The organism is Candidatus Allofontibacter sp. (assembly GCF_040404065.1).
Classification (GTDB): Bacteria; Pseudomonadota; Alphaproteobacteria; order Pelagibacterales; family Pelagibacteraceae; genus Fontibacterium.
In genome coordinates this window covers 510,328-536,165 of record NZ_JBBAJM010000001.1, presented here as the reverse complement: position 1 = coordinate 536,165, position 25,838 = coordinate 510,328, and the positions used below count along the sequence as shown (strand labels likewise).

The window sequence follows — 25,838 nt, the reverse complement described above, 5'->3', positions numbered from 1 at the left end:
AGTTTCTTAAAATTAAATGTTTAATATTACAGATCCAGCTGAGGCAAGAAAAATTATAAGAGCAGGCGCATTTGATAAGCAAACAGCAGGCGTTGCTGGAAAATATGTGCAAGGAAACCTTTGTATTTTACCAAGCAAATACGCTCTAGATTTTGCAGCTTTTTGCCAAAAAAATCCCAAACCATGTCCGTTGATTGGCTTTGGTATTAAAGGCGATCCAATGCTTAGAGATTTAGGTGATATTGATATTAGAACTGACGTACCAAGATATAAAGTTTGGCAGAACGGAAATGTAGTGGATGAACCTACTGATATTAAAAAATATTGGAACGATGATTTGGTGACTTTTGTATTAGGCTGTTCCATGTCATTTGAATTACCACTTATGGAAGCTGGAATTGAAATGCAGCATATTAAAAACAACACAACAGTTCCAATGTACAAAACGAATATTGATTGTATTCCAGCAGGTCCTTTTAAAGGAAAATTAGTTGTTTCAATGAGACCTTTAAATGCGGAAGATACTATTAAAGCCATCCAAATTTCTTCAAGATTTCCAGCGGTACATGGCGCCCCCATTCATTTAGGGGATCCAGCTCAGATTGGGATTAAAGATATTATGAAGCCAGAATATGGTGACGCTCCAAGAGCAATTAAAAATAATGAAGTGCCTGTTTTTTGGGCTTGTGGTGTAACTCCTCAGTCTGTTGTTGAAAATTGCAAGCCTGATTTTTGTATTACTCACAAACCAGGCTCAATGCTAATTACCGATAAACTAAACAGCAGTCTTGCTGCGATCAATTAAGATCCTAGGAAAACTCTTTTAACTTCTTTGCTATCCACTAAATCTTTAGAAGGACCGTCAATAACTAATCTTCCGCTTTCAAGTATATAGCCACGATTAGCCATACTTAGAGCTAGTCTCACATTTTGTTCCACAAATAAAATAGCAATACCGCGATCTGAAATCTTTTTAAAAATTAATTTTAAATCTTCAATCACTAATGGCGCAAGTCCAAGGAAAGGTTCATCCACCATTAACAATTTGGGCATTCCCATTAATCCTCTACCGATTGCAAGCATTTGCTGTTCACCTCCTGACATGGTGTTTGCAATTTGATTTGAACGATCTTTTAATTTTGGAAAAAAATTATAAACATCTTGTAAAGATTTCTCTCTCTCTGCCTTAGCTTTTTCATGGTAAGAACCTAATAATAAATTTTGTAACACTGTTAAATAAGGAAAAACTCTCCTTCTCTCAAGCACGTGCGAAATTCCAACACCCACTCTTTGGTACGTTTCGAGTTTGTGAATTGGAATATTATTAAAATCTATTTCACCCTTTTTAGTTTTGATTAATCCACTAATACTATTAAGAATTGTACTTTTGCCAGATCCATTTGGACCAAGCAAAGCTACGATTTCTCCCTCTTTCACATTTAATGAAACATTCCAGATGACTTGGTAATCATCGTAAGCAACATCTATATTTTTAATATTAAGTAGCATCGACCTTACCTAAGTATGCATCTATCACTTGCGAGTTTTCGCTAATCTTTTTTGGTGTATCAAATGCAATTCTTTTGCCTTGATTAAGAGCAAGAATTCTATCTGAAATATCCATAATAATTTTCATATTATGTTCAATAGTCACAACAGTAATTCCATTCTTTTTTAATTTTAAAACTAATTCTACAAGACCTGGAATTGTTCTCTGATCAACACCCCCTGTCACCTCATCCATTAGTAATAATTTTGGATCTGTCGCTAAAGCTCTTGCAAGCTCTAATCTTTTACGTTGTCCTGTTGAAAGTTCTTTTGCATAGTGATGTCTTTTTTCAATAAGATCTACAAAATCAATAATTTCTAAAGCTTTGTCACGAGCAACTTTTAAACTCTTTTCTTTTACTAACGCACCTACAATTACATTCTCTAATAAAGTTTGATCAGCAAATGGTTTTAGTTTTTGGAAAGTTCTGCCAACACCCATTCTGCAAATCAAATCGGGTCTAACATTTGTAATATCCTTGTCTTTAAACATAACCTGACCGCGATCAGATTTAGTAAAACCAGTAATCAAATCAAACAATGTCGATTTGCCAGCGCCATTTGGGCCTATGACGCCAAGAATTTCGCCCTTTTTTACATCAAAGGAAATATCACTGTTTGCATGAATGCCACCAAATGATCTGCTTAAATTTTCAACTTTTAATAAAATACTCATTTAGCTTTTTCTCTTTCTCTAAAAGATCTTGGAATAAGGGAGACGATTCCACTGGGCTTAAAAATACAAATGATAATAATTAAAACTCCGTAAACAACTAAATCAATCGAATGACCAGTCCCACCAAAATAAATTCTAGAAAATTCTGATATTGGAATTAAGATTGCAGCACCAATAATAGGTCCCCAAATATTTCCAACTCCGCCCATTACTGCAATTAATAAAACTAAGATTGATATATCAACGTTGAAGGCATTATTAGGATCTACAATTAAAACATATTGAGCGTAAATACTTCCTATCGGAGCCATAATCATTGCAGAAATTATGAATGCAATAATTTTATATTTAGAGACATGAATTCCAAGGCTTGAAGCTGCATCTGATTGATCACGAATTGCTCGCAGTCGATATCCAAGTTTAGATCTGTTTAATAGCCACACTAAAAAGAATGTGACAATAAAGAATAGAAGCGAAATATAATAATAGGCGACTTTGCTTTTGTGAAACTGCATTGAAGACCAAGGACTTTCTCTATTAATAGGTATCCATAATCCTGATGATGAACCGACCTCAGGCCATCTTTGAAAAACGACTTGAAAACTTATTCCTATTAATAATGTTGCAATTGCAAAATAGTGACCTTTTAATCTTAAAATTGGAATTCCAATTAACATTGCAACAAATCCTGAAATTCCAATTCCAATTAAAATTCCAATCCAAGGAGTAATATGAAATTTGACATAAAAATAAGCACAAGCATAAGCGCCTATGCCAAAAAAGATTGCATGTCCCAAACTAATTTGACCTGAAAACCCCGCAAGTACGTTCCATGATTGAGCCATGACGGCATGCATAAAGATCATCATCATTAAGTGAATTGCAAATTTAGAAGGAGAGGTGAAGGGAAATAAAAATAAACCCAAAACAATAATACCAATAATAATAAGAGAGTTTTTATTAAAGTACCAAAGCGGTTCATTTTTTGCCTCTAATAATTTAGCTGAAATATTATTCATCATATTAATATCTCCCAAAGATTCCTTGTGGTCGTACAATCACCACAAATAAATAAACTGCAAAAACATATAACAATTTAAATGAAGGATCGATTACTAGTCCACCAACTGACTCGACAACTCCAATAATAATTCCAGCAATTAAACTTCCGGTAATACTTCCAAATCCTCCGAGCGCTACAGCGACAAAAGCGAATAAAGAAAAATTTACACCTACATCCGGAAAGACATAATAGAAGTTTGAAAGCATTGATCCTGCAACAGCAACACAAGAAAGTCCTATTGCCCAACCAAGTGCAAACATTTTATTAGAAGGAATTCCTAAAATTTCAGCAGCTTGTCTATCTTGGGAGGTTGCCTGTAATGCCGTTCCAGTTTCTGTTTTTGTTACAAATAAATAAAGCAAAACAAATGCAACAAGACAAACTAAGCTTGCATACAATTGAGGTTTGCCGATAAAAATTCCAAGTATTTCAAACTTTCCTTGAATGAGTGGATTTTTAATTGTTCTAAAATCTGGAGTAAAAAATAATTGTGCCAAAGCTCTAATTGTAACGGCAAGACCAAACGTTGCGCAAATTTGCACTAACATTGTTGAATTTAAAATTTTTCTAATAATAAAATAATGCGTGAGAACACCAATTGCCGCCATAATTAAGATAGTAATTGGAATTGAAAAAATCGGATCTAAACCAAATAATGCCCACAACCAAAAAGCTGAGAACATAGAAATCATTAAATGGTCTCCATGTGCAAAATTTACAATTTCCATTAGACCAAAAATTAGACTTAACCCAGCAGCAATTAATGCATAGATTAAACCCATCAGAATCCCGCTTATAATTGCTTGTACAATTGCTTGTGAAGTCATCCCCAAATACTTGTGTTTACAAAGTTTTTAATTGTAGCTAATCTATTTAAAAAAATAACGGAGATCTATGAAAAAATACTTATTATGTTTTGTAGCTGCCCTTTCTCTCTCATTTAACTCATTTGCCGTTGCGCAACAAAAAGTTAATGAAGTAGTGATTGGTGTTCTACATCCATTAACAGGTCCAGTTGCACAAATTGGTCTTGATTCAATTGCGGCTCTTAAAACAGCTGTAGAGATTGTTAACGAAGATGTTGATCTTGATTTTCCTTTTGCAAAAGGAAAAGGTTTGCCAGGATTAAAAGGCGCTAAAATTAGATTAGTTATCGCTGACCACCAAGGAAAACCAGAAATTGGCCAAGGTGAAGCTGAGAGATTAATTAATAATGAAAAAGTTCATGCATTATTTGGTGCTTACTTTTCAGCAGTAACTGCAACAACAAGTTTAGTTGCTGATAGAGCTGGAATTCCATACGTGAACGGAGCTTCAACAGCACCTAATTTAACCGAACGTGGTCTAAAGTATTTCTTTAGAGTAACTCCGCATGATGGTGAATTTACACAAGTGATGTACGATTTTATGTCGGATTTGCAAAAGAAAAAGAATATTAAATTATCAAGTGTGAGCATTTTGCATGAAGATTCTCTTTGGGGAACTGATAGCGGAACTACACAAGAGAAACTTGCAAAAGAAAAGAGCTACAAAGTTTTAGATAAAATTGCTTATAATTCAAAAGCAACATCTTTAACTTCAGAAGTTCAAAAACTAAAAGCGTCCAACGCTGATGTTTTACTTCCTTCTTCTTATACATCTGATGCATTTCTTTTCTTAAAAACAGCAAAAGAATTGGATTACAATCCAAAACTATTAATCGCGCAAAATGCTGGGTATGTAGACCCAACATTCTTGTCTACAATGGGTAAAGATGCTGAAGGTGTAATCACAAGATCACCTTTCAACTTCGATCTTGCCAAAAAAGTTCCTAACCTTGCTAAGGTGAATGAAATATTTAAAAAACATTCAGGTGGAAGAGATTTATCTGATGTTCCTGCAAGAGAATTTACTGCATTCATGGTTCTTGTAGACGCAATCAACAGAGCTGGTTCAACTGATCCTGAGAAAATTCGTGTTGCTTTAACAAAAACGAATATTCCTGCTAAAAACTTAATCATTCCTTACAAAGGTGTGAAGTTTGGAGCAAATGGACATAACGAGTTGCAAAGAGGAATTTTAATGCAAGTACAAAATGGACAATACTGTACAATTTATCCATTTGAATTCGCTGCTTGTGAAGTGAAATACCCTATGCCAACTTGGGCACAAAAAAAATAAGTAATTATTTTTAAAAAATTAAGGGACGGTTTTAATTAATCGTCCCTTTTTTTTTGGGATTAATTAATTTTTTTTAACTTATCTAAAGATTTTAATTGAAAACCGTTCTTAATTAAAACTTCTCTTAAATATTGAGCGTTATCCACTGCAGTTTTTTCATCTCCATGAACGCAAATTGAATCAATGTCACAAGGAATTTGTTTTCCAGAATAACAATTTAAAGCCTGATTTTCTAACATTCTAAGAACGTGTTTTGCAGACTCTTCTCTGCCTAAGATCATTGCATTAGGTTTAGATCTTGCAACAAGATAACCGTTATCTTCATAGTTTCTATCTGCAAACACTTCGCAAGCAATTCTTAATTTTAAATCACGACCTGCTTTTTCCATCTCAGTCTGTGCATGGGCTAAAAAAATTATATTTGGATCAAATTGCTTAACGGCTTTAGCTATAGTGAAGGACAATTCATAATTCTCGCAAGCCATATTACTCAAAGCACCATGTGGTTTTACATGAGTTACTTTCATTTTTAATTTATCTGCGACTTTGTTTAGAATTTCACACTGATCAATGACAAGTTTAGTAACTTCCTCTGGTGAAATATTCATTCTCTTTCTACCAAAATTTTCTCTATCTAAATAAGAAGGATGTGATCCAATGCTAACTCCATTATCTTTGGATATACGAATGGTTTTTTCCATCGTTTCTTCATCGCCCGCATGATAACCACAAGCAATGTTTGCAGAATTTACTATTTTTAATAAGGCAGGATCATTTTCTGTAGAATGAAACTTTGAACTTTCGCCAAGATCACTATTAATATTTACTTCCATTATATTTCGCTTTTGCTAATTTAAAATTTCTAAAAGTTTATACAATATCCATGATAAAAAAAATAACTAATATCAGTGATCAAGGAATTATTTGTGATTTTGGCGAAGAGGTAAACAAGGATATTAATAAAAAAGTTATTAGTCTTTTTAACTATCTTAAAGAAAAAAGTAATAAAGACGAGATTAAGGGTATTTATAATATTATCCCTTCCTACAACAAGTTAGTTGTCCATTTCGATTTGGAAAAAAACAACTCACATAAAATTAAAGAATTAATTTCATCTATTGATCTTAAAAAATTAACTACATCTCAATCGGGCAAAGCTTGGACTATTCCTGTTTGTTATGATGATGAATTTGCACTTGATTTAGAAAATTTAACCAAATCCCTTAAATTATCGAAAGAAGAAATTATCAAAACACATCTGGAGACTGAGTTTTATGTGTACATGATTGGTTTTATGCCAGGACATCCTTATATGGGTGATCTTGATAAGAAATTATTTACAAGTCGATTACAGTCACCAAGAGTTCAAGTTCCCATAGGTTCCGTTGCTATCGCTGAAAAGTTTTGCATTATCTATCCTTATTTAAGTCCTGGTGGGTGGAATATTATTGGCAGAACATCTGTTAAATTATTTGATACTAAAAATTTAACAAACCCCTGTTTGTTTTCACCGGGAGACATAATAAAATTTAAAAAAGTTAATAAATCAGAATTAAAATAATGGAACAAAGTTATTTTGAAGTTTTAAGACCCGGTATCAATTCAACCTTTCAAGATAAAGGAAGATTTGGTGTTCAATATATGGGACTGGCTCCTGGTGGCGCCATGGATTACCAATCTTTTCTACTTTCTAACGTTTTGTTAAACAATGAAAAAAATACGGGCGCAATAGAATTTGCTTACCAAGGTCCTCTGCTAAAGTTAGTTAAAGGTAAAACTAAAATTGCAATTACAGGAAATGTTTTTTTTAAAATATATTCTCAAAAAGCAGAAATTAATGGTGAACCTTACCGCACTTACGATCTAAATGAAGGCGATCAATTAGATATTCTTGCAACAAAGGCATCTGTCTATGGTTATCTAAGTATTGAGGGAGGCTTTAAACTAGATAAATTTTGTGGATCAGTTTCATCTCAACCTCGAGCATTTATTGGTCCTAATGATGGGAAAAAGATTGAATTAAAAGATAAGATCTTAATTTTTAAAAACTCTACAATTCCAGAAAATAAAATAATAAGAAATATAAAATTTGAAGAAAAAAAGATCTTCAGTGTACTTCCTGGTCCGCAATTTCATTATTTTAGTGCTGCTTCTAAAAAGCAATTTTTTTCAACTCCTTATTTAATCACGAAGCAAACTGACAGAATGGGAATGAGAGTTATAGGTAAAAGTCTAGAAAACTTAGTGAATTCTAATATTCCCTCTGAAGGTATTATAAAAGGGGCCATTCAGGTTCCAGGAGATGGAAATCCAATTATACTTTTATCAGACCATCCAACAACAGGCGGATATCCAAAAATAGGTTCTATTATTTCATCTGATTATGATGATTTAATTCAACAAAACGCTAACAAAGAAATTTTCTTTCAACTTGTAACTTTAGAAGCTGCTGAACAGCAATTTGCTCTTTATCTCGATAAAATAAAAAAAAGAATTTCTAATATTGAAGGAATATAAATAAAATATTTAAGCCATATTTCTTAGAACGTACTGAAGAATGCCACCGTGCTTATAGTATTCAGTTTCATTATCAGTATCGATTCTAGAAAGAACATTTATTTTCTTAGAACTTCCATCTTCATATAAGAATTCAACGGTTACTTCTTCTCTAGGTTTTAAACCTTTTTCAACATTAAGAATGTTTATAATTTCAGATCCTTTTATATTTAAAGTTTTTCTAGAAAAACCTTCTTTAAATTGAAGAGGTAATATTCCCATGCCAACTAAATTAGATCTGTGAATTCTCTCGAAGCTTTCTGCGATAACAGCTTTAACACCTAAAAGTTTTGTACCTTTTGCGGCCCAATCACGCGATGATCCCGTTCCGTATTCTTTTCCTGCAATTACAATAAGATCTACTTTTCTTTTTTGATATTCCATAGAAGCATCAAATACTGGCATTACTTTTTTATCAGGATAAATCATTGTAACACCACCTTCTGTTCCTGGAGCCATTTCATTTTTAATTCTAATGTTTGCAAATGTTCCGCGCATCATCACTTCGTGATTTCCTCTTCTCGCTCCATAAGAGTTAAAATCTTTTTGTAATACTTGATGTTGCATAAAATAGTCACCTGTAGGTCCAGACTTTTGAATAGATCCTGCTGGAGAAATGTGATCCGTCGTTATTGAATCTGCTAAAATAAGAAGAGGTCTTGCGTTTTTAATCGCTTTAAATCCTTCTGGTTTATCAGGTAAGTTTTCAAAGAATGGTGGTCGTTTAACGTAAGTTGATTTTTGATCCCAATCATAAATGCTGCTCGCAACTGTTTTAATTTTTTGCCAGCTATCAGGACCTTCAGATACATTATCATATCTTGATCTATACATCTGCGCTGTAATTGAAGTTAAGATGGTGTCTGCGATCTCTTTATTAGACGGCCAAATATCTTTTAAGAATACATCTTTGCCACTCTTATCTTTGCCAAGTGAATCTTTATAAAGATCAAAGGTCATTGAACCTGCGATAGCGTAAGCCACAACAAGTGGAGGTGATGCTAAGTAATTTGCTTTAACTTGCGGATGCACTCGTCCTTCAAAGTTTCTATTTCCTGAAAGAATTGATGCTACATACAATTCACCTTTTGTAATTGCATTATTAATGTTGTCGTTCAACGGTCCAGAGTTTCCAATGCAAGTCGTACAACCATAACCTACTAAATTGAAACCTAATTGATTAAGATAAGTATCAAGTCCTGCTTTTTCTAAATAATCAGTTACAACTTTAGAACCAGGGGCCAATGAAGTTTTAACCCAAGGCTTAGAAGATAATCCTTTTTCAATTGCTTTTTTAGCAAGAAGTCCTGCAGCAATTAAAACGCTAGGGTTAGAAGTATTTGTGCAAGATGTGATTGCAGCAATTACAATATTCCCATCTTTTAATTTATAATTTGCGTTTTCAACAGCATATTCTTTTAACGCTGTTCTTTTGATTGTCTCTTTAAAGTTTTTATCAAAGTCTTTTGCAGCATCCGTTAATAAAACTTTATCTTGTGGACGTTTTGGTCCTGCAATTGTTGGAACCACTGTGCTTACATCTAAACTTAAAGTATCTGTAAATACCATTCCTGAACTTGTCCATAGTCCCTGCTCTTTTGCATAAACTTCTATAAGTTTAATTAAGTCTTTATCTCTGCCAGTAAATTCTAAATATTTGAGCGTCTCTTCATCAATTGGAAAAAATCCGCATGTCGCCCCATATTCTGGCGCCATGTTTGCAATTGTTGCTCTGTCTGCGAGAGATAGATTTTTTAAACCTTCACCATAAAACTCTACAAATTTTCCAACTACACCTTTTTTTCTTAACATTTGTGTAACGGTTAAAACTAAATCTGTTGCTGTTGTGCCTTCTGGCAATTTTCCTTTAACTTCAAAGCCAACAACCTCTGGAATTAACATTGAAATAGGTTGCCCTAACATCACAGCTTCAGCTTCAATTCCACCAACTCCCCAACCAAGAACCGCAAGACCATTCACCATTGTTGTGTGACTGTCTGTGCCTACTAAAGTATCTGGATAAGCAGTTAGTTCTCCATTGATTTCTGAAGACCAAACTACTTTTGATAAATATTCTAAATTAACTTGGTGACAAATTCCTGTTCCTGGAGGAACCACTTTAAAATTATCAAATGCTTGCTGACCCCATTTCAAAAATGAATATCTTTCACCATTTCTTGAGAATTCTTTTTCAACGTTCAAATCAAATGAATCTTTATTTGCATAATTATCAACCATCACTGAGTGATCAATGACTAAATCTACTTGCGATAATGGATTAATTTTTTTTGGATCTTTATTTTTTGCTTTCACCGCATCACGCATTGCAGCTAAATCTGCAACTGCTGGAATTCCTGTGTAGTCCTGCATTAAAACTCTAGCTGGACGATAAGCGATTTCGGTATCCGAAGTTTTAGTCGTTAACCAACTTTGGATGGCGTTAATTTGCGTCTTATCAACTGTACTATTATCTTCGTGACGAAGTAAATTTTCTAATAAAACTTTAAGGGACTTTGGAAGTTTGTTTATATCTTTAAGACCATTCTTCTCAGCTTCAGTTAAGCTGTAAATAACATAGTCTTTTCCGTTAGCTTTGATTATTTTTTTTGATTTAAAAGAATTAATTTTGCTCATAAAGAAATTCGAGATTTATTTACTATCGCAGGCATATAACTTCAACGGTTTATTTTCGTTTCTTGGAAGTTCTTCGCACTTTCCTTCAAAGCAAATGCTCCAGTTTTTAATATTAGTTTCAGAGGTTGCTAATATCAATTCATCTTTAGCGCTAACTTTGGGTTTATAAACCCACCAACCCTTGACTAGTTTTGCGTCAGGAGGAGGCTCCATTCCAGCACCCGAACCTTTAATTCTTGCTTCTACAATTTTCAGTTTTGAATTAACAATCTTCCAATCTTCTTGCCACTCCACTTTCTCTATGGAATGAGTCCAAACCAACGTAAAAAACGAAAGTGCGAACGTTGTAACTTTTGTTCCGGTTAAAACGCATAAACTCATGCATTAGTGTTTGGTAATTTTTTAATTCTATACCAAATTAAAAAAACTGTGATAGCCGTAATTACAAATCCTATTTTATCAAGTATTGGGTCTGAAATAATAAATAATCCAGCAACTAATACACCTAATGCTCTTTCGGTCCAACTTAGAGTAACTCTATAATGTCCAATCACAGCCATGCCCCAAAATATTATTGCGATAGATACTTTTATAAAAATATAAATAACTGAAAGTGAAAACGCATCTAAGCTTTTACCAGTTGGATTCTGTAGCATTAGTTCTGGGGCGTAGACTGCCATAAATGGTATTACAAATCCTGCTGCTGCTATTTTCATAGACTCATTTGCAATTACATTGCCATCTTCTTTTGCAATAGGCGCTGCTGCCATACAGGCAAGAGCAACCGGTGGTGTAAGATCTGCTAAAATTCCAAAATAAAAGACAAACATGTGACTTACTAAAAGAGGAACTCCTAACTTAAAAAGAGCAGGTCCTGCTATAGCAGAAGTAATGATGTAAGTTGGAATAGTTGGGATACCAGTTCCAACAATAATGCAAACGATCATCGTCAAAAACAAAGATACTATCAAACTATTCTTTCCGATCTCAATAATTAACTGACCAATTGTGTTTGCAATTCCAGTTAATGTTAAGGCGCCAATAATTATTCCAACAATTGCACAGGCAAGTCCAACTGGTAATGCTGTTTTAGCTCCATCTGCTAAAGAGTCTCTACAATCTATTAAAGTTTTTTTTCCGCCTTTAACAAAAAAGTTCCAAACTAATAATATAAATAAAGTTGCAATAATAATTGTTGTTCCTAATTTAAAGAAAGAAGAAGCAATAAAACCTAAAGCGATCCAAAAAATAAATCTATTTACTTTAGATGAAAAACCAAGAGTGATGGATGCTCCTAAAATTAAAAATGTTGTTAAAATTAAACCAATAATTCCAGCATACAAAGGCGTATAACCAGCAAATAAAAGATAAACAAGAGCCGCTAATGGTAAAACTAAATACCATTTTTGCTTTAAGGCTTTTAATGGTGAGGGTAATTTATTTTTTGGTAAACCAACTAAATTGTTTTTGCTCGCCTCTAAATGCACCATCCAAAAAGCTGATGCATAATAAAAGAAAGCAGGAAGTATTGCTGCAATACAAACTTCGTAATACTGAATTCCTAAAGTTTCTGCCATGATGAAAGCAACTGCTCCCATTACAGGTGGCATAATTTGTCCGCCCATTGAAGCTGTGGATTCAACTCCACCTGCAAAAGCAGATCTGTAACCAAATTTTTTCATCAACGGTATAGTGAACTGTCCAACTGTTACAACGTTTGCAATTCCTGATCCTGAAATTGTTCCCATCATTCCTGAAGATATAACCGCAACCTTCGCAGGACCTCCTGTCATGTGTCCAACTAAACCCATGGAAACATCGTTAAATAATTTGATCATCCCTGCTCGCTCTAAAAATGAACCAAATAAAATGAATAAATAAATATAAGTAGAAGAAACATAGATAGGCACTCCATAAATACCTTCGGTACCATAGGACATTTGTTCTATGATTTGTTTGAAATCGTATCCGCGGTGTTGAAAAATTCCTGGTAAATAATTTCCAAACAAACAATAAAGAAGAAAAAAACCTGACATGATTGGAAGTGAAGATCCCATCAAAATCCAACAGGCAACAAAAAGTACCACTAAAGCTACAACGCCTACAACTATATCTGTAGTGTTTGGATCTCCTGCTCTAACGATTAAATCTTTGTATTCAATAAGTTGATACAGACCAATTCCAAAACTTAAAATTCCTAAAATCCAGAAAAAAGTTCTGGAAATTAAACTATATTTTTTTAAAGAACTAATCAGCGGAAGGCCTATTAAGCCTAAAAATCCAACGTGGATTGCCCGGACAACTTGGCTTGAGAAATCAATAATATGAGCAGCAGTTAATAACTGAAAAACAGAAAAAAGAATTGCTATATAAAATAAGATTCTTCCTTCAGTAGTCCTTGGGAAATCTTCAATAATAGCATCAGATAAGACAGCTGAACTATTGTCAGCTGTCTTAGATCCTTTTGATTTTTTCATGAATTAACTTATTAAATTAAAATTATTTAATAAGTCCTTTTTCTTTATAATATTTAGCAGCACCAGGATGCAAAGGAACTGGTGAGTTCTTAGCTGCATTTTCTAAAGAAATATCTTTAGCCGCAGAGTGAGACGCAATCATTTCAGGAAGGCTTTCATAAAATAATTTTGTCATCTGATATGCCGTTGCTTCAGAAACATCTTTGCGAGTAACCAAATAATTGATTACTGATGCAGTGTTAACATCTTCTGTTTGACCTTTGTAAGTGTTCGCTGGAATTTTAGCAGCAACAAATGGTGCCCCCATTTTTTTTACTATTTCCGCAGGAACAGAAACCACAACGATATCTAATGAAGTTGAAAGATCTTTAAGTGATGCCACACCAAGACCTGCCGACTGAAGAGTTGCATCTAATTGTCTATTCTTAATTAGTTCAACAGACTCTGCGTAAGGCAAATACTCGATCTTACCTAAATCTTTATAACTCATACCTGCCGCTTTAAATAAGGCTCTAGTATTTAATTCAGTTCCAGATTTAGCCGCTCCGACTGACAAACCTTTTCCTTTAAGATCTGCTAAAGTTTTAATTTTAGAATCTTTTGAAGCTACGATTTGAATATAGTTTGGATAAATTGCGCCAATCACTCTTAATTTATCAAGTTTAACTTTAAAACCTGCGTCTTCATTTCCTTGCCAAGCATCTTTAAGAGCATCTCCTAAAACAAATGCTAATTCTCCTTTTCCATCTTGAAGAAGATTTAAATTTTCAACAGATGCTTTTGTTGCTTGTACTTGAACTTTTACCTCTTTAATTTTTTCACCGTAAATTTTTGAAATTCCAACGCCTAAAGGATAATAAACTCCTGAAGTTCCGCCTGTTAGAATATTTATAAATTCTGCTGAATTTGAAGTATTGATAGCAAACAACAATGCAGCGATTGTTGTTAATATTTTTTTAAACATATAAATCCTTTTTAAATTGTTTATAGTTCATTAAATTATAAATTTAGAAAAAACGCAAACTGGATATATTTTTTTGTTCTACTCTAGATTGTGTTCTAGTTTAATGCGATATGAATAAAAGAGTTTTTTTCAAAAAAATATTTACAATACTGTTAATAAGTAATTTTATTAAAATAAAAAAAATAACCGCAAAAGAAAAAGTGACCAAAAGCAAAGAAGAGTGGAAAAAAATCCTAACTGTTGAGCAGTATGATGTTCTAAGAAACGAAGGTACGGAAAGAGCTTATACAAGCGCGTTAAATGATGAAAAAAGAGAAGGAAATTATTACTGCGCAGGATGCAATAACAAGCTTTTTAGTTCAAAAATGAAGTACGACAGTGGAACGGGTTGGCCTTCTTTTTTTGAAACTTACTCTGAGGCTTTTGAAACAAGCACTGACTATAAATTAGTTTATCCAAGAACTGAGTATCATTGCTCAAAATGTGATGGTCATCATGGCCATGTATTTGATGACGGTCCTAAACCTACAGGCAAAAGATATTGCAATAATGGCCTTGTATTAAAATTTGTACCGGGAAAAATTAGTTAGTATGACAAATTCTAACATCGCAGACGGGGTTAATAAAAAAGGTTTTGTTAAACATATTGGTGGGATTGATTTTAAAAAAATTTCCGAAAGTACTTTTGAATTTCAATCTAAAGTTCAAAGTTTTAATTTAAATTCAGCAGGAATAAGTCATGGTGGTTATATTGCTGCTATTTTAGATAATGGAATGGGATCAGCTGCTCATCAAGTTATAGATGGCAAAAGATGTGTGACAATTGCCTTAGATATAAAATTTATTTCAGCCTCAAGAGAAAACGATAAGTTGATTGGTAAAGTTAGAATATCAAGAAAAACTAATTCCTTAGTTTTTGTGCTGGCAGAACTATTTGAGAAAGACAACTTAGTTGCAACTGCATCTGGCACATGGAAAATTATATAATCTTACTTCCAAATCTCTTTTAATTTATCCACTCTTCCACAGCCTGCCAAGTAAGAATAATAATGATTTGGGTTCTTTTTATAAAAATCTTGATGATAGTCTTCAGCGGGATAAAAATTTTTATACTCAACAAAGGCTGTTTTAATTTTATTTCTATTTAATGATTTCATTTCATTAATAGACTGGTCTATTAATTTTTTTTCTTCTTCATTTTGATAGAAAATTGCCGAAGCATAACTTTTTCCTTTATCGCAAAACTGACCTTGCCCATCATATGGGTCAATATTTATCCAAAATTTTTTGAGTAACTCTAAATAAGAAATTTGTTTTGGATCATAAATAACTTTGACAGTTTCTATGTGACCTGTTTTACCCTTGAGCACTTCTTCATAAGTAGGATTAACTTTAGAGCCACCGCTATAACCCGAGATTACTGTAGTTACTCCTTCTATTTTCTCAAATGCAGCTTCCATACACCAAAAGCAACCACCCGCAAGATATGCATATTTTTTTTCTTGTGAATAACCTGACGATGAAACTAATAAAATAAAAAATATAACTATTAAATTTTTCATTCTATTGAATGTAAAAATTTATAATTCCAAAAACGATAATCCCAAATAAAGATGAAAATAATACATTTTTTTTTGAAAGGAAAAGTACAACGAGAGTAAGACCTGCTACAAAAATTCTAACAAAGGTCGAACTTTCTTCAAGTGCTCCTACTGGATGAATAAAAATTCTAGAAATCAAAGCAGCTAAAATTCCATAAGAAATACAAGATATAAACTTAAACAATTTGCCTTCTTCGTTTACATAATGTGCAGAAATAGCTCCTAAAAGCCTTGAGGCATAGGTTGCAACTGATGCTATTAAAATTGCTATGTAAATATAATTTGATGACATGTTTTACCTAATAAAAATTAAATAAGAAATTATTCCAGATACCAATCCTGAAATTAGTACTGACCAACTAGGTGTTACTAAAAATAAAAGAGGAGATAAAATAACTGATAAAACAACTGTTAAGATAATATGTTTCTTATTTAATCCAGCTGCAATCATACACATAAAATAAATTGGATTTAAATAAATAACTGCAATAAAAATATTATTACTGAGAGCTCCGGCGGCATAAAAACCAACAACTGTTGCAATAGTCGATAAAATCCAAAGAGTAGCGCTAAGTCCTAAATAGAAACTAAAACGATTTCCTTTATCAATTGTTTTGTAATTATTAAGCATATGAACCCAACTAGTGACTGCTATTAAATGCGATATTAAATAATAGTGCCAATTAGGTCTGCCTTGCTCTCTAATGACAGGAATTAAATTAATAGTCATTGGATACAATCTGGCGTTTGTTAAATATACCGATAGAAAAATATTTAAGAAAGTTCCATGAACTATAACAGTCTCAGCCATCACTACTTGTCCTGGCAAAGCAAAACTAATTAATGTTGAAAGAAAACTTTGCGTAGCATTCAAACCTGCATTTTTAAAAAGAGCTCCTAAAGCAAAGAAACTTGCTGCCAGACTTATTCCGGGAATTCCTGCTCCAGCAATACAACCTTGTTTAAAATATTGATTAAAAGTCATGCTAATAAATTAATTTTTGTGCTCAAAATTTTATAAGCCAGGAATAATAAAGCGCATCCTGATAATCTGCTTATTAAATTAGGATAGTTTTTTAAAAAAATAGCAATCTTGCTAGATACTCCTGCATAGATTGATAAAAAGAAAAAGTCTAAAACAACATGGGTTACCATTAAAATAATAAAATGAATGATAAAATTATGATTTGGATCTAAAAAATTAGGAAACATAACAACAAAAAAAACTATAGCGCCTGGACTAAAAAAAGCAGAAATGAATCCATCTTTAAATAAATCTATTGCTGAACGAGTTCCAAAGCCTTTATCTATTGAAACTTTGTTCTTTCTTCTTAAAAACTTTATTGCTAAATAAATTAAATATAATCCACCAATCCATTTAAAAGTATCTAATACCTGCGGATGTGGTTTTATGAGAGCATAAACTCCAAAGGTTGCGCAAATCATTTGAATTGCGTTTGCAGAAACATCTCCTAGTCCTGTCCATAAACTTTTAGGAAAACCATAATTCATTGAATTGCTAATAATTAAAATTCTCTGCGGCCCAGGGGTAATGAAGAGTATGGTGATTAATTGAACAAACAGTAAAAAATTGTTTGGAATCATTGATAAATCTAGGTCTATATTGACTAATTATCTTAATAAAGTTATTTAATTTCAGCGCTGAGTTATTTTCAAATTGCGGGCGCTTTATAAATCCAGCTAAAGCGATGCACTTAATAACCGCCGCTTTATCTGGTGGTTTTTTTCGAAATTTTCCAAAAAAACCTTTGTTTAGAATGAATTATGAGCAAAGATTTAAATATTAGTTTTGAGTTCTTCCCAGCCAAAGACAGGGTGAGTGATGAAGGTCTATGGGAAAGTTTTACTAAATTAGAGGTGTTTGATCCAAAATTTGTATCGGTTACTTTTGGCGCGGGTGGTGGGGAAAGAGATAAAACCGATTATCTTGTTAAAAAAATAAAAAAAAATTCAAAGACTCCAGTTGCAGGTCATCTAACCTGTGTTGATATGAGTAAAGATGAAATTAATAACATTGCATTAGATTGGTTAAATAACGGAATTAACAATATCGTTGCTTTGCGAGGAGATGTAAGAACAAAAAATTCAAAATATCAACCACACCCAAAGGGCTACATTAATGCTGCTGATATGGTTAAGGGTTTAAAAAAATTAGGTAACTTTAGTATTGCTGTTGCAGGCTATCCTGAAAAACATCCTGAATCTAAGAATGAAAATGAAGATTTAGAAAATTTAAAAATTAAAGTGGAACAGGGCGGTGATAAGATTATTACTCAATTTTTTTTTGATCATGAAAAATTATTAAGATTTAGAGACAAATCAATTGCTTATGGCATTAAGGCACCCATCATTCCAGGTATCTTACCTATTGGTAATTTTCAGAAAGTAAAAGATTTTAGTATAAAATGCGGAACATCTATTCCTAAATGGATTGAAGATAAATTCTCTAATTCAAAAATTAATCTAGAAGACCAGAAATTCGTTAGCGTGGATATTGCTTGCAATATTGTAAACAAATTGCAAGCAGAAGGTGTTAACGAGTTTCATTTTTACACACTTAATAAATATGAATTGTCATATGAGGTTTGTAAAAATTTACTAAATACAAAAAAAGTAGAAAAAAAAGAATACGATAAAAATACAAACCAATTTATTAAAACAAAGGAGATATACATATAATGATCAAAATAAACTGCATCGGGTACCCAAGAATAGGACCTAAAAGAGAATTAAAGACTGCTTTAGAAAAATATTGGAAATCTGAGATCTCTGAAAGTGATTTGTTAAAATGTGCTAGTGAATTAAAAAAAAAAAACTGGCAAACACAAAAAGATAATGGTGTTGATTATATTTGCTCAAATGATTTTTCTTTTTACGATCAAGTTTTGGACGCTATTTGTTTATTAGGTGCAATTCCAGAACGATACAAACATAAAGACGATAAAGTTTCTTTTAAAACTTATTTTGCAATGGCGCGTGGTTCGCAAACAAAAGATTTGGATGTGCCAGCACTTGAAATGACAAAGTGGTTTGACACTAATTATCATTACTTAGTGCCCGAATTTTCAAAAAATCAAAAATTTAAATTAAGTTCTAATAAACCCTTTGATGAACTTGATGAGGCAAAAAAATTAGGTTTTAACACAAAGCCTATTATCTTAGGCCCTCTTACCTTTTTAAGCCTTGGAAAAACTACCGATGAATCTTTTAAAAGCATTGATTTGTTAAACAATTTACTTCCTGTGTATGGAGAAATTTTATCAACGCTCAATAAAAAAGGCGCTGAATGGATTCAAATTGATGAGCCTATTTTAGTAAAAAATCAGAACGCTGATTTTATTAAATTGATCAAAAAAACTTTAAATCAATTAAAGAAATTTGCCGGTTCATCTAAAATTATACTAACAACTTACTTTGAGAAACTTGACTCTGAAATTGAGAAAGAAGTTTTAACAAGTGATGTCGATGCTGTTCACTTTGATTTAATACGTGGCACAATCACAAATATAGATGCTTTAAAAAATTCTAACAAAACTATTTCAATTGGAATTGTTGATGGGAGAAATATTTGGAAGTCTGATGTTAATAAAAAGATTGAACAAGTTGCGGAATATGCAAAAAGCATTAAAAATTTATGGATCTCATCTTCTTGTCCATTATTGCACTCGCCTTATGATTTAGGTTTAGAAACTAAAGTTCCTGAAAAAATTAGAAAATGGTTATCATTTGCCAAACAGAAATTAGTTGAGCTTAATTATATTAAAATTTCATTAAACAATGGCAATAATGAAATTAAAAATTACTTAGATGAAAATAAAAAAGATATTACAAGCAGAGAAAAGTCTGAGTTAATTCATGATGACAAAGTTAAACAAAGAGCTAAAAATATCACAGCTGAAATCCTAAATAGAAAATCTAGCTTTGAAAAAAGATGTAAAATGCAGAGCGATGTTTTTGGTTTACCTTTATATCCAACAACAACTATTGGATCTTTTCCTCAAACAACAGACGTTAGAAATGCTCGAGCTAAATTTAAAAAAAACGAATTAAGCCTGAATGAGTATGAGGATTTTCTTAAAGCAAAAACAATCGATGCTATAAAAAAACAAGAACAAATAGACATCGATGTTATTGTTCACGGAGAGTTTGAAAGAAATGACATGGTTGAGTACTTTGGTGAACAACTTAAAGGATTTACATTTACATCTAGTGGCTGGGTACAAAGTTATGGTTCTCGATGTGTTAAACCACCAATTATTTACGGAGACGTTTCTCGTCCAGAATCAATGACTGTGAAATGGTCAAAATTTGCACAAAGCCAAACAAAGAAAATTGTTAAAGGAATGTTAACAGGTCCAATAACAATTCTTCAATGGTCATTTGTAAGAGATGACCAGCCAAGAAAAGATACCGCTCAACAAATTGCTTTTGCTATACGTGATGAAGTTGAAGATCTTGAGAAAAATGGCATTAAGATGATTCAAATTGACGAACCTGCTTTAAGAGAAGGTTTGCCAATAAAGAAAAATAACTGGAAAGAATATTTGGATTGGGCTGTTAAAGCGTTCCAAATTTCTGCGGCTGTTGTAAAAGACGAAACTCAAATACACACTCATATGTGTTACGCTGAATTTGAGGATATTATTGATGCAATTGCAGCTTTAGATGCCGATGTTATCTCAATAGAAACATCTAGATCTAGAATGGAGTTATTAAAAACATTTGAGAAGTTCAAATATCCAAATGAAGTAGGACCTGGGGTTTATGATATTCACTCGCCTAGAGTTCCTAATAAAAATGAAATGAAAGAACTTATTCAAAAAGCTTCTAAATTAATTGATAAGAAAAGAATCTGGGTTAATCCAGATTGTGGTCTTAAAACAAGAGGCTGGCCTGAAACAATTGCTGCACTAGAGACTATGGTGCAGGCGGCGAAAGAATTAAGAACTGAAAAATGAAAATAAATAAGTTAGGAACTAACACTAATTTAATCCGAGGGGGATTAAATAGAAGTCAATTTAATGAGACTTCGGAGGCTTTATTCCTAACTTCAGGATTTGTTTACGACAGCGCTGAACAAGCGGAAGCAATTTTTAAAGGAACAAAAAAAGGTTTTCAGTACACTCGTTATTCAAATCCTACTGTTGAAATATTTGAAAAAAGATTAGCTTTGTTAGATGGTTCTGAAGATTGCTTTGCAACAGCGAGCGGCATGGCTGCTGTCTTTTTTTCATTAATGTGTCAGTTAAAAGCGGGGGACCATGTTGTATCTTCTTCTGCTTTATTCGGCTCTTGCAAGGAAATTTTAAAAAATATTCTACCTCGTTATGGAATTCAAGTAACATTCGTTGATGGAAAAAATATAAATGAATGGAGAAAAGCTATTAAAAAAAATACAAAGATATTCTTTTTTGAAACACCTTCTAATCCACTTTTAGAACTCATAGACATTAAAGCAGTTTGCAATATTGCAAAAAAAAATAAAATTAAAACTATCATTGATAATATTTTTGCAAGTCCTGTTCTACAAAAACCTGTTTTGTTAGGTGCTGACATTATTGTTTATTCAGGCACAAAACATATTGATGGCCAGGGAAGAGTTTTGGGTGGAGCAATCTTGTCTTCAACTAAGTTTAAAGAAAGTATTTTAAAACCATTCCTAAGACACACTGGCCCTTCTATCAGCCCATTTAACGCTTGGGTTTTATTAAAAGGTTTAGAAACTATTAAACTAAGAGTGGAGGCGCAGTCTAATGCTGCTTTAGAAATTGCTCAGTTTTTGCACAAACATTCTAAAATTGAAAAAGTTTTTTATCCTTTCTTAAAAAATTTTTCTCAATACTCTCTTGCTAGAAAACAACAATCGCTAGGTGGAACAATTTTAAGTTTTAAAGTTAAAGGAAATAAAAAAAATGCTTTTAAATTTATCAATAAACTAAAAATATTTGATATCTCTAATAACCTGGGAGACACAAAGTCTATCGTAACTCATCCAACTACTACTACTCACCGCGTTTTAAGTGAAAATGAAAGATTGGCACTTGGTATTACGGACAATTTAATAAGACTTTCTATTGGTTTAGAAACAGTTGCAGATTTAAAAAAAGATATCGTGACAGCTTTAAAGTAAAAATTTTATATTTTTAATCTTTCTACAATCTTATTATTTAATAAATGAGTGTTAAAAATCTCATCAATGTCTTCTGAGTTTTTAAATGTGTACCAAACTCCTTCTGGATAAATAACCATCACAGGTCCAAGATCACATCGATCTAGACAGCCTGATTTATTAATTCTAATTTTTTTATTTAACTTTAAATCTTTTATTTTAATTTTTAATTGTGTCTGTAAATTTTCTGAATTCTTAAGACTACAACACCCTTTAGGATTTGAATCAGATCTTTTATTAATACAACAAAAAACGTGTTTTTCGAAAAACATTTAAATATTTTTAGTTAATATTCTAACTAGAAAAAAATAAATGGGTCTTGGTAAAATTTGCAAAAATTTAAATATAATTTTCATCTGAATTGGAAAAGTAATCTCATATTTTTCAGCTAATAAACCTTCAAAAATTATTTCAGCGGCTTTGTCTGCTTCCATAATAAATGGCATATCAAATGCATTCTTCTCTGTTAATCTAGATTTAACAAAGCCAGGATTAATAATACTTAAGGAAATATTATTTTTATCGCAATCAATTTTAATAGACTCAAAATAATTAATCATTGCAGCTTTGGAAGGTCCATAAGAAGAGGAGTTTGGAAGTCCCCCAAATCCAGCTACTGAACTTATTGCTGCAAGATGTCCTGATTGTTGTGATTTGAAATGAGGTAATAAAATTGAAAAACAATTAATCATACCAAAAAAATTAACAGCAAAAGTTTTTTCAAATAATTCTAATCTAATATCAAAAGTTTCATGAGGCTCATAATAACCAGAGCAATAAACCACAAGATCAATTTTTTTATATTCTTGAATAATTTCACTAATAATTCTTTTACAATTTTCTTTTTCAGTAACATCTAAAGAGAATGTAGAAACTTTTGTCCTTCTTGAATTAAATTCTAATTTTAAATCTTGTAATTTTTCTTGTGTTCTTCCTAATAAAATTAAATGATCGCAATGATCTAAGTATTTTTTGCTAAGCTCATAGCCAATACCAAAAGTAGCGCCTATAATTAAAACGTTCATAAAGTCTGATTGATTAGCAACTATTAAAAATTATCATTAGTGATATAAGATAATACTCATATGGCATCAAGAATTGAATCAGACAGTTTTGGCAAAGTCAAAGTTCCAGCTGATAAGTATTGGGGTGCCCAAACAGAACGTTCATTAAAGTACTTTAAAATTGGAGAAATATTAGTCCCATTAGAAATAATAAGAGCAATTGCTGTCATTAAAAAAGCCGCTGCTATTGTTAATTTTAGATTCAAATCTTTAGAAAAAAAAGTTTTCCAAGCAATTATCAGAGCTGCTGATGAAGTAATTAAGGGAAAGTTTAACGACCATTTTCCTCTAAAAGTTTGGCAAACAGGCTCCGGAACGCAAACGAATATGAATGTGAATGAAGTTATTTCCAATCGTGCTATAGAAATTTTGGGTGGGAAAATGGGTTCAAAAAAACCCGTTCATCCAAATGATCACGTTAATAAATCTCAATCTACAAACGACACTTACCCAAGTGCTATTCATGTGGCTACTGCTATTGAGGTAAATAAAAAACTTCTGCCTTCTCTAAAATTATTAGAAAAAGAATTAGCAGTAAAAGTTAATAAGTTTAAAAATATTGTCAAAATTGGAAGGACTCATCTTCAAGACGCAACTCCTTTAACATTGGGACAAGAATTTTCAGGCTATCAAACTCAAATAAAAAACTGCATCAAACGTATAGAGATTGCTTTAAAGGAAGTTTACTTTCTTGCTCAAGGAGGTACTGCTGTTGGCACTGGCATTAATAGCAAAAAAGGTTTTGATAAAAAAATTGCATTTGAAATTAAAAAAATTACTAAGTTGCCATTTAAAACTGCTCCTAATAAATTTGAAGCACTTGCGAGTCATGAGCCAATAGTAAATCTATCTGGAACACTTAATACTCTTGCTGTTGCTCTAATGAAAATTGCAAACGATATAAGATTTCTTGGTTCTGGACCTAGAGCTGGTTATGCAGAACTTATTCTTCCAGAGAATGAGCCCGGTTCATCTATTATGCCGGGTAAAGTAAATCCAACTCAGTGTGAAGCTGTTACTATGGTGTGCACAAGAGTGATGGGTAATCATACAACAATTACCATTGCTGCTTCTAACGGTCATTTTGAATTAAATGTTTTTAAACCTGTAATTGGTCATAGCATTATTCAGTCTATTGAATTGCTATCCGAATCTATTGATTGTTTCGTGAAATATTGTCTAAGAGGAATTAAAGCAGATACAAAAAGAATTTCTGAATTATTAAATAACTCTTTAATGTTAGTTACCGCTCTTGCTCCTAAAATTGGTTATGACAATGCTTCTATGATTGCAAAGAGAGCTCATAAAAATGGAACGTCTTTAAAACAAGAAGCTTTAAAAAGTGGGCTAGTTAACGAAAAAGAATATAATCAATTAATGGACCCAAAAAAAATGGTTCACCCAAATTAAAATAAGAAACTATAGATTCTAGGGTCTAAAATATTCAAAATATCTTTATTTAAACGTAAATTAAACTCTTCTTGGATAGTATTAAGACTTACTCTGCTAAACTTTTTATTATTATCTCCAACAATCTCATTAATAACTATTCTTCCTTTTTTCATGTTTAAATCAGCGCTCATTTTTGCGTAAAGAGTATCGTTTGGTAAAAGAGCTATTTTTTCCCTGGCGCCGTTTGTATTTTTATAAAAACTTCTAACATTTTTAAGGTTAATCTGAGAATTAAAAAAGAATATAGTTTCTCTATTTTGAGTAATAAAACGACCGTTTATTTTTAATTGATCATTAGATTTTGAAATTAAGTTTAGCTCCTTAACGTTCACATCGCCACCTTCTACAATAACTAATGCATTAGCATCAGAGAAAAGATTATGGTTAGTTACCATGTTCTTAAAATTTAATTTAAAAACTCCATAAAAATCATCATGAATATTAAATAATTTATGATGAACTAAATTATCTTTTAAATCACCGTTAGATAATTTTTTAAAATTAGTATCTATAAAATTAAATTCACCTTCGAATGCAAGTTTAGGTTTTATAGAAATTTTTGCATTTCCGGTTCCTTTATAAAGAAAAGAATTAACTAGAATATTATTTAATTCTGCAAACTCATCTTTTAAATCAAAATTAAACTGCAAGGTTAAATTATTCAAACCAATGGTACTTAAAGTATTTGCAAATCTAATTCTTCCATTTCCAATAAATTCATTTTTTAAAAAATTAATATTATTTAAATTAGCGTCTAAATAAAATTTTAGATCTGGGGATTCAACCAATAATTTTCCAATACTTTTATCTTTATCTTTAGAGCCCTGAAAATTAGCTGCTATAGGTAGATTGAATAAATTACCTGTTAAATCAAATTTTTTTATATTTCCTTGATCAAAAATTATTTCGCTGTTAATGTCACTAATTTCAACTGAGTTTTTGCTTGAAGAATATTTAAAATCTAGATTATCAATTTTAATAACTTTTAAATCTTTAATGGCATCATTATGTTTAAAAAAATTATCAAAATAATTACCGTCAACTTCAATAATACCATCTCGAATTTCAATATCATTAATATTAAATTTTCTAAAAATAATATTAAAAATGTTTATGCGTAAATTAATTTTATATATATTTCCTAAATAGACATCTTCTTTTTTATTGCCATCAAAAATATCCACCGAAAACAGTTCAATATGAGGCCTTAAAAAGGGCTTATAAGAAATTTTTTCATTAATCTTTATTTTAATAAAAAATTTTTCTTGAATATGACTTTCAATCTCAGATCTATATTTTTCTAAATCTATAAAATAGGGGGACAAAAAAATTAAAAATACTATAGCTGCTATTGCAACCATTATACCACTGTATATTTTGTGATTATAAAAAGACTTTAAGGACTTTAAAGACCTCAAAAACTCTAAAGACTGTAATTTCCTAAGAATCATTT

The 25,838-nt window shown here is 31.8% G+C and carries 26 protein-coding genes; 10 read left to right on the top strand and 16 right to left on the bottom strand.

The annotated features are described in order from the left end of the window. Positions 1-16: 16 nt before the first annotated feature. Positions 17-805, top strand: coding sequence for a putative hydro-lyase (locus AC8IG9_RS02835; RefSeq protein WP_507425310.1), 789 nt, complete (start codon positions 17-19; stop codon positions 803-805). On the opposite strand, the gene AC8IG9_RS02830 is transcribed toward AC8IG9_RS02835, so the two are convergent. From AC8IG9_RS02830 to AC8IG9_RS02815, 4 genes are read right to left on the bottom strand one after another with little or no spacing between them, the layout of a single operon-like run. Then, positions 802-1,509 carry an ABC transporter ATP-binding protein gene (locus AC8IG9_RS02830; protein ID WP_507425309.1) on the bottom strand — a complete coding sequence of 236 codons (708 nt, stop codon included), beginning with the start codon at positions 1,507-1,509 and terminating at the stop codon, positions 802-804. The genes AC8IG9_RS02835 and AC8IG9_RS02830 overlap by 4 nt on opposite strands. Beyond that, positions 1,499-2,224 (bottom strand): ABC transporter ATP-binding protein, encoded by a 726-nt coding sequence (locus tag AC8IG9_RS02825; protein ID WP_507425308.1) that lies wholly within the window; start codon positions 2,222-2,224, stop codon positions 1,499-1,501. Before AC8IG9_RS02825 ends, AC8IG9_RS02830 begins: the two co-directional genes overlap by 11 nt. After that, on the bottom strand, positions 2,221-3,246 hold the full coding sequence (locus AC8IG9_RS02820) for a branched-chain amino acid ABC transporter permease (protein ID WP_507425307.1): 1,026 nt from the start codon (positions 3,244-3,246) through the stop codon (positions 2,221-2,223). The genes AC8IG9_RS02825 and AC8IG9_RS02820 overlap by 4 nt, the downstream gene beginning before the upstream one ends. Position 3,247: 1 nt before the next feature. Beyond that, on the bottom strand, positions 3,248-4,114 hold the full coding sequence (locus AC8IG9_RS02815; protein WP_507425306.1) for a branched-chain amino acid ABC transporter permease: 867 nt from the start codon (positions 4,112-4,114) through the stop codon (positions 3,248-3,250). Positions 4,115-4,181: 67 nt separating this feature from the next. Here AC8IG9_RS02815 and AC8IG9_RS02810 point away from each other — a divergent pair, with 67 nt between their 5' ends. Beyond that, on the top strand, positions 4,182-5,447 hold the full coding sequence (locus AC8IG9_RS02810; protein ID WP_507425305.1) for an ABC transporter substrate-binding protein: 1,266 nt from the start codon (positions 4,182-4,184) through the stop codon (positions 5,445-5,447). Positions 5,448-5,506: 59 nt separating this feature from the next. Here AC8IG9_RS02810 and AC8IG9_RS02805 read toward each other — a convergent pair whose 3' ends face one another. Next, positions 5,507-6,280, bottom strand: a complete 774-nt coding sequence (locus AC8IG9_RS02805; protein WP_507425304.1) for a LamB/YcsF family protein — start codon at positions 6,278-6,280, stop codon at positions 5,507-5,509. A gap of 50 nt (positions 6,281-6,330) precedes the next feature. Here AC8IG9_RS02805 and pxpB point away from each other — a divergent pair, with 50 nt between their 5' ends. Both pxpB and AC8IG9_RS02795 read left to right on the top strand, forming a co-directional pair. Then, the gene (gene pxpB / locus AC8IG9_RS02800) at positions 6,331-7,008 is read left to right on the top strand and encodes a 5-oxoprolinase subunit PxpB (protein ID WP_507425303.1); all 678 of its coding nucleotides are present in this window, start codon (positions 6,331-6,333) and stop codon (positions 7,006-7,008) included. Further along, positions 7,008-7,964, top strand: a complete 957-nt coding sequence (locus tag AC8IG9_RS02795) for a 5-oxoprolinase subunit C family protein (RefSeq protein ID WP_507425302.1) — start codon at positions 7,008-7,010, stop codon at positions 7,962-7,964. The genes pxpB and AC8IG9_RS02795 overlap by 1 nt, the downstream gene beginning before the upstream one ends. Before the next feature lie 9 nt (positions 7,965-7,973). Here AC8IG9_RS02795 and acnA read toward each other — a convergent pair whose 3' ends face one another. Genes acnA through AC8IG9_RS02775 form a run of 4 tightly spaced genes read right to left on the bottom strand, consistent with a single transcriptional unit; the run spans position 7,974 to position 14,078 of the window. Further along, complete coding sequence (gene acnA / locus AC8IG9_RS02790) at positions 7,974-10,637, bottom strand: aconitate hydratase AcnA (protein ID WP_507425301.1); 2,664 nt, start codon at positions 10,635-10,637, stop codon at positions 7,974-7,976. Positions 10,638-10,652: 15 nt separating this feature from the next. Further along, positions 10,653-11,018, bottom strand: a complete 366-nt coding sequence (locus tag AC8IG9_RS02785; RefSeq protein ID WP_507425300.1) for a DUF1850 domain-containing protein — start codon at positions 11,016-11,018, stop codon at positions 10,653-10,655. Further along, positions 11,015-13,114 carry a TRAP transporter permease gene (locus AC8IG9_RS02780; RefSeq protein ID WP_507425299.1) on the bottom strand — a complete coding sequence of 700 codons (2,100 nt, stop codon included), beginning with the start codon at positions 13,112-13,114 and terminating at the stop codon, positions 11,015-11,017. The genes AC8IG9_RS02785 and AC8IG9_RS02780 overlap by 4 nt, the downstream gene beginning before the upstream one ends. 22 nt (positions 13,115-13,136) lie before the next feature. Next, positions 13,137-14,078, bottom strand: coding sequence for a TAXI family TRAP transporter solute-binding subunit (locus tag AC8IG9_RS02775; RefSeq protein ID WP_507425298.1), 942 nt, complete (start codon positions 14,076-14,078; stop codon positions 13,137-13,139). A gap of 110 nt (positions 14,079-14,188) precedes the next feature. On the opposite strand from AC8IG9_RS02775, the gene msrB reads away from it, so the two are divergent. Then, positions 14,189-14,668: a peptide-methionine (R)-S-oxide reductase MsrB gene (gene msrB / locus AC8IG9_RS02770; protein ID WP_507425297.1), complete on the top strand. Its 480-nt coding sequence runs from the start codon at positions 14,189-14,191 to the stop codon at positions 14,666-14,668. Position 14,669: 1 nt separating this feature from the next. After that, entirely contained in the window at positions 14,670-15,065 is a 396-nt protein-coding gene (locus AC8IG9_RS02765) for a PaaI family thioesterase (RefSeq protein WP_507425296.1), read from the top strand. 2 nt (positions 15,066-15,067) lie between these two features. Here the strand turns inward: AC8IG9_RS02765 and msrA are convergent, their stop codons facing one another. The 4 genes from msrA to AC8IG9_RS02745 are packed head-to-tail and all read right to left on the bottom strand — an operon-like array spanning position 15,068 to position 17,284. Further along, positions 15,068-15,640: a peptide-methionine (S)-S-oxide reductase MsrA gene (msrA, locus tag AC8IG9_RS02760; protein ID WP_507425295.1), complete on the bottom strand. Its 573-nt coding sequence runs from the start codon at positions 15,638-15,640 to the stop codon at positions 15,068-15,070. Position 15,641: 1 nt separating this feature from the next. Continuing rightward, a complete protein-coding gene (locus AC8IG9_RS02755) occupies positions 15,642-15,971 on the bottom strand; it encodes an AzlD domain-containing protein (protein WP_507425294.1) in 330 nt (109 codons plus the stop codon). A gap of 3 nt (positions 15,972-15,974) precedes the next feature. Then, positions 15,975-16,664: an AzlC family ABC transporter permease gene (locus tag AC8IG9_RS02750; protein WP_507425293.1), complete on the bottom strand. Its 690-nt coding sequence runs from the start codon at positions 16,662-16,664 to the stop codon at positions 15,975-15,977. Next, the gene (locus AC8IG9_RS02745) at positions 16,661-17,284 is read right to left on the bottom strand and encodes a LysE family translocator (RefSeq protein ID WP_507425292.1); all 624 of its coding nucleotides are present in this window, start codon (positions 17,282-17,284) and stop codon (positions 16,661-16,663) included. Before AC8IG9_RS02745 ends, AC8IG9_RS02750 begins: the two co-directional genes overlap by 4 nt. 180 nt (positions 17,285-17,464) lie before the next feature. Between AC8IG9_RS02745 and metF the strand changes: the two genes are divergently transcribed. Genes metF through metZ form a run of 3 tightly spaced genes read left to right on the top strand, consistent with a single transcriptional unit; the run spans position 17,465 to position 21,830 of the window. Beyond that, entirely contained in the window at positions 17,465-18,379 is a 915-nt protein-coding gene (metF, locus tag AC8IG9_RS02740) for a methylenetetrahydrofolate reductase [NAD(P)H] (RefSeq protein ID WP_507425291.1), read from the top strand. Further along, positions 18,379-20,658 (top strand): 5-methyltetrahydropteroyltriglutamate--homocysteine S-methyltransferase, encoded by a 2,280-nt coding sequence (gene metE, locus AC8IG9_RS02735; protein WP_507425290.1) that lies wholly within the window; start codon positions 18,379-18,381, stop codon positions 20,656-20,658. The genes metF and metE overlap by 1 nt, the downstream gene beginning before the upstream one ends. After that, complete coding sequence (metZ, locus tag AC8IG9_RS02730) at positions 20,655-21,830, top strand: O-succinylhomoserine sulfhydrylase (RefSeq protein ID WP_507425289.1); 1,176 nt, start codon at positions 20,655-20,657, stop codon at positions 21,828-21,830. Before metE ends, metZ begins: the two co-directional genes overlap by 4 nt. Positions 21,831-21,835: 5 nt before the next feature. Here metZ and AC8IG9_RS02725 read toward each other — a convergent pair whose 3' ends face one another. Continuing rightward, positions 21,836-22,141 carry a (2Fe-2S) ferredoxin domain-containing protein gene (locus AC8IG9_RS02725; protein ID WP_507425288.1) on the bottom strand — a complete coding sequence of 102 codons (306 nt, stop codon included), beginning with the start codon at positions 22,139-22,141 and terminating at the stop codon, positions 21,836-21,838. Further along, on the bottom strand, positions 22,142-22,894 hold the full coding sequence (locus tag AC8IG9_RS02720) for an SDR family NAD(P)-dependent oxidoreductase (RefSeq protein ID WP_507425287.1): 753 nt from the start codon (positions 22,892-22,894) through the stop codon (positions 22,142-22,144). 60 nt (positions 22,895-22,954) lie between these two features. On the opposite strand from AC8IG9_RS02720, the gene fumC reads away from it, so the two are divergent. Then, a complete protein-coding gene (fumC, locus tag AC8IG9_RS02715) occupies positions 22,955-24,343 on the top strand; it encodes a class II fumarate hydratase (protein WP_507425286.1) in 1,389 nt (462 codons plus the stop codon). Here fumC and AC8IG9_RS02710 read toward each other — a convergent pair. Next, entirely contained in the window at positions 24,340-25,746 is a 1,407-nt protein-coding gene (locus AC8IG9_RS02710; RefSeq protein ID WP_507425285.1) for an AsmA family protein, read from the bottom strand. The genes fumC and AC8IG9_RS02710 overlap by 4 nt on opposite strands. Positions 25,747-25,838 lie beyond the last annotated feature (92 nt).

Bases quoted from the DNA above. Each gene is read 5' to 3' on its own strand.
- AC8IG9_RS02835 (WP_507425310.1), top strand. From the start codon at position 17: ATGTTTAATATTACAGATCCAGCTGAGGCAAGAAAAATTATAAGAGCA.
- AC8IG9_RS02830 (WP_507425309.1), bottom strand. From the start codon at position 1,509: ATGCTACTTAATATTAAAAATATAGATGTTGCTTACGATGATTACCAA.
- AC8IG9_RS02825 (WP_507425308.1), bottom strand. From the start codon at position 2,224: ATGAGTATTTTATTAAAAGTTGAAAATTTAAGCAGATCATTTGGTGGC.
- AC8IG9_RS02820 (WP_507425307.1), bottom strand. From the start codon at position 3,246: ATGATGAATAATATTTCAGCTAAATTATTAGAGGCAAAAAATGAACCG.
- AC8IG9_RS02815 (WP_507425306.1), bottom strand. From the start codon at position 4,114: ATGACTTCACAAGCAATTGTACAAGCAATTATAAGCGGGATTCTGATG.
- AC8IG9_RS02810 (WP_507425305.1), top strand. From the start codon at position 4,182: ATGAAAAAATACTTATTATGTTTTGTAGCTGCCCTTTCTCTCTCATTT.
- AC8IG9_RS02805 (WP_507425304.1), bottom strand. From the start codon at position 6,280: ATGGAAGTAAATATTAATAGTGATCTTGGCGAAAGTTCAAAGTTTCAT.
- pxpB (WP_507425303.1), top strand. From the start codon at position 6,331: ATGATAAAAAAAATAACTAATATCAGTGATCAAGGAATTATTTGTGAT.
- AC8IG9_RS02795 (WP_507425302.1), top strand. From the start codon at position 7,008: ATGGAACAAAGTTATTTTGAAGTTTTAAGACCCGGTATCAATTCAACC.
- acnA (WP_507425301.1), bottom strand. From the start codon at position 10,637: ATGAGCAAAATTAATTCTTTTAAATCAAAAAAAATAATCAAAGCTAAC.
- AC8IG9_RS02785 (WP_507425300.1), bottom strand. From the start codon at position 11,018: ATGAGTTTATGCGTTTTAACCGGAACAAAAGTTACAACGTTCGCACTT.
- AC8IG9_RS02780 (WP_507425299.1), bottom strand. From the start codon at position 13,114: ATGAAAAAATCAAAAGGATCTAAGACAGCTGACAATAGTTCAGCTGTC.
- AC8IG9_RS02775 (WP_507425298.1), bottom strand. From the start codon at position 14,078: ATGTTTAAAAAAATATTAACAACAATCGCTGCATTGTTGTTTGCTATC.
- msrB (WP_507425297.1), top strand. From the start codon at position 14,189: ATGAATAAAAGAGTTTTTTTCAAAAAAATATTTACAATACTGTTAATA.
- AC8IG9_RS02765 (WP_507425296.1), top strand. From the start codon at position 14,670: ATGACAAATTCTAACATCGCAGACGGGGTTAATAAAAAAGGTTTTGTT.
- msrA (WP_507425295.1), bottom strand. From the start codon at position 15,640: ATGAAAAATTTAATAGTTATATTTTTTATTTTATTAGTTTCATCGTCA.
- AC8IG9_RS02755 (WP_507425294.1), bottom strand. From the start codon at position 15,971: ATGTCATCAAATTATATTTACATAGCAATTTTAATAGCATCAGTTGCA.
- AC8IG9_RS02750 (WP_507425293.1), bottom strand. From the start codon at position 16,664: ATGACTTTTAATCAATATTTTAAACAAGGTTGTATTGCTGGAGCAGGA.
- AC8IG9_RS02745 (WP_507425292.1), bottom strand. From the start codon at position 17,284: ATGATTCCAAACAATTTTTTACTGTTTGTTCAATTAATCACCATACTC.
- metF (WP_507425291.1), top strand. From the start codon at position 17,465: ATGAGCAAAGATTTAAATATTAGTTTTGAGTTCTTCCCAGCCAAAGAC.
- metE (WP_507425290.1), top strand. From the start codon at position 18,379: ATGATCAAAATAAACTGCATCGGGTACCCAAGAATAGGACCTAAAAGA.
- metZ (WP_507425289.1), top strand. From the start codon at position 20,655: ATGAAAATAAATAAGTTAGGAACTAACACTAATTTAATCCGAGGGGGA.
- AC8IG9_RS02725 (WP_507425288.1), bottom strand. From the start codon at position 22,141: ATGTTTTTCGAAAAACACGTTTTTTGTTGTATTAATAAAAGATCTGAT.
- AC8IG9_RS02720 (WP_507425287.1), bottom strand. From the start codon at position 22,894: ATGAACGTTTTAATTATAGGCGCTACTTTTGGTATTGGCTATGAGCTT.
- fumC (WP_507425286.1), top strand. From the start codon at position 22,955: ATGGCATCAAGAATTGAATCAGACAGTTTTGGCAAAGTCAAAGTTCCA.
- AC8IG9_RS02710 (WP_507425285.1), bottom strand. From the start codon at position 25,746: ATGGTTGCAATAGCAGCTATAGTATTTTTAATTTTTTTGTCCCCCTAT.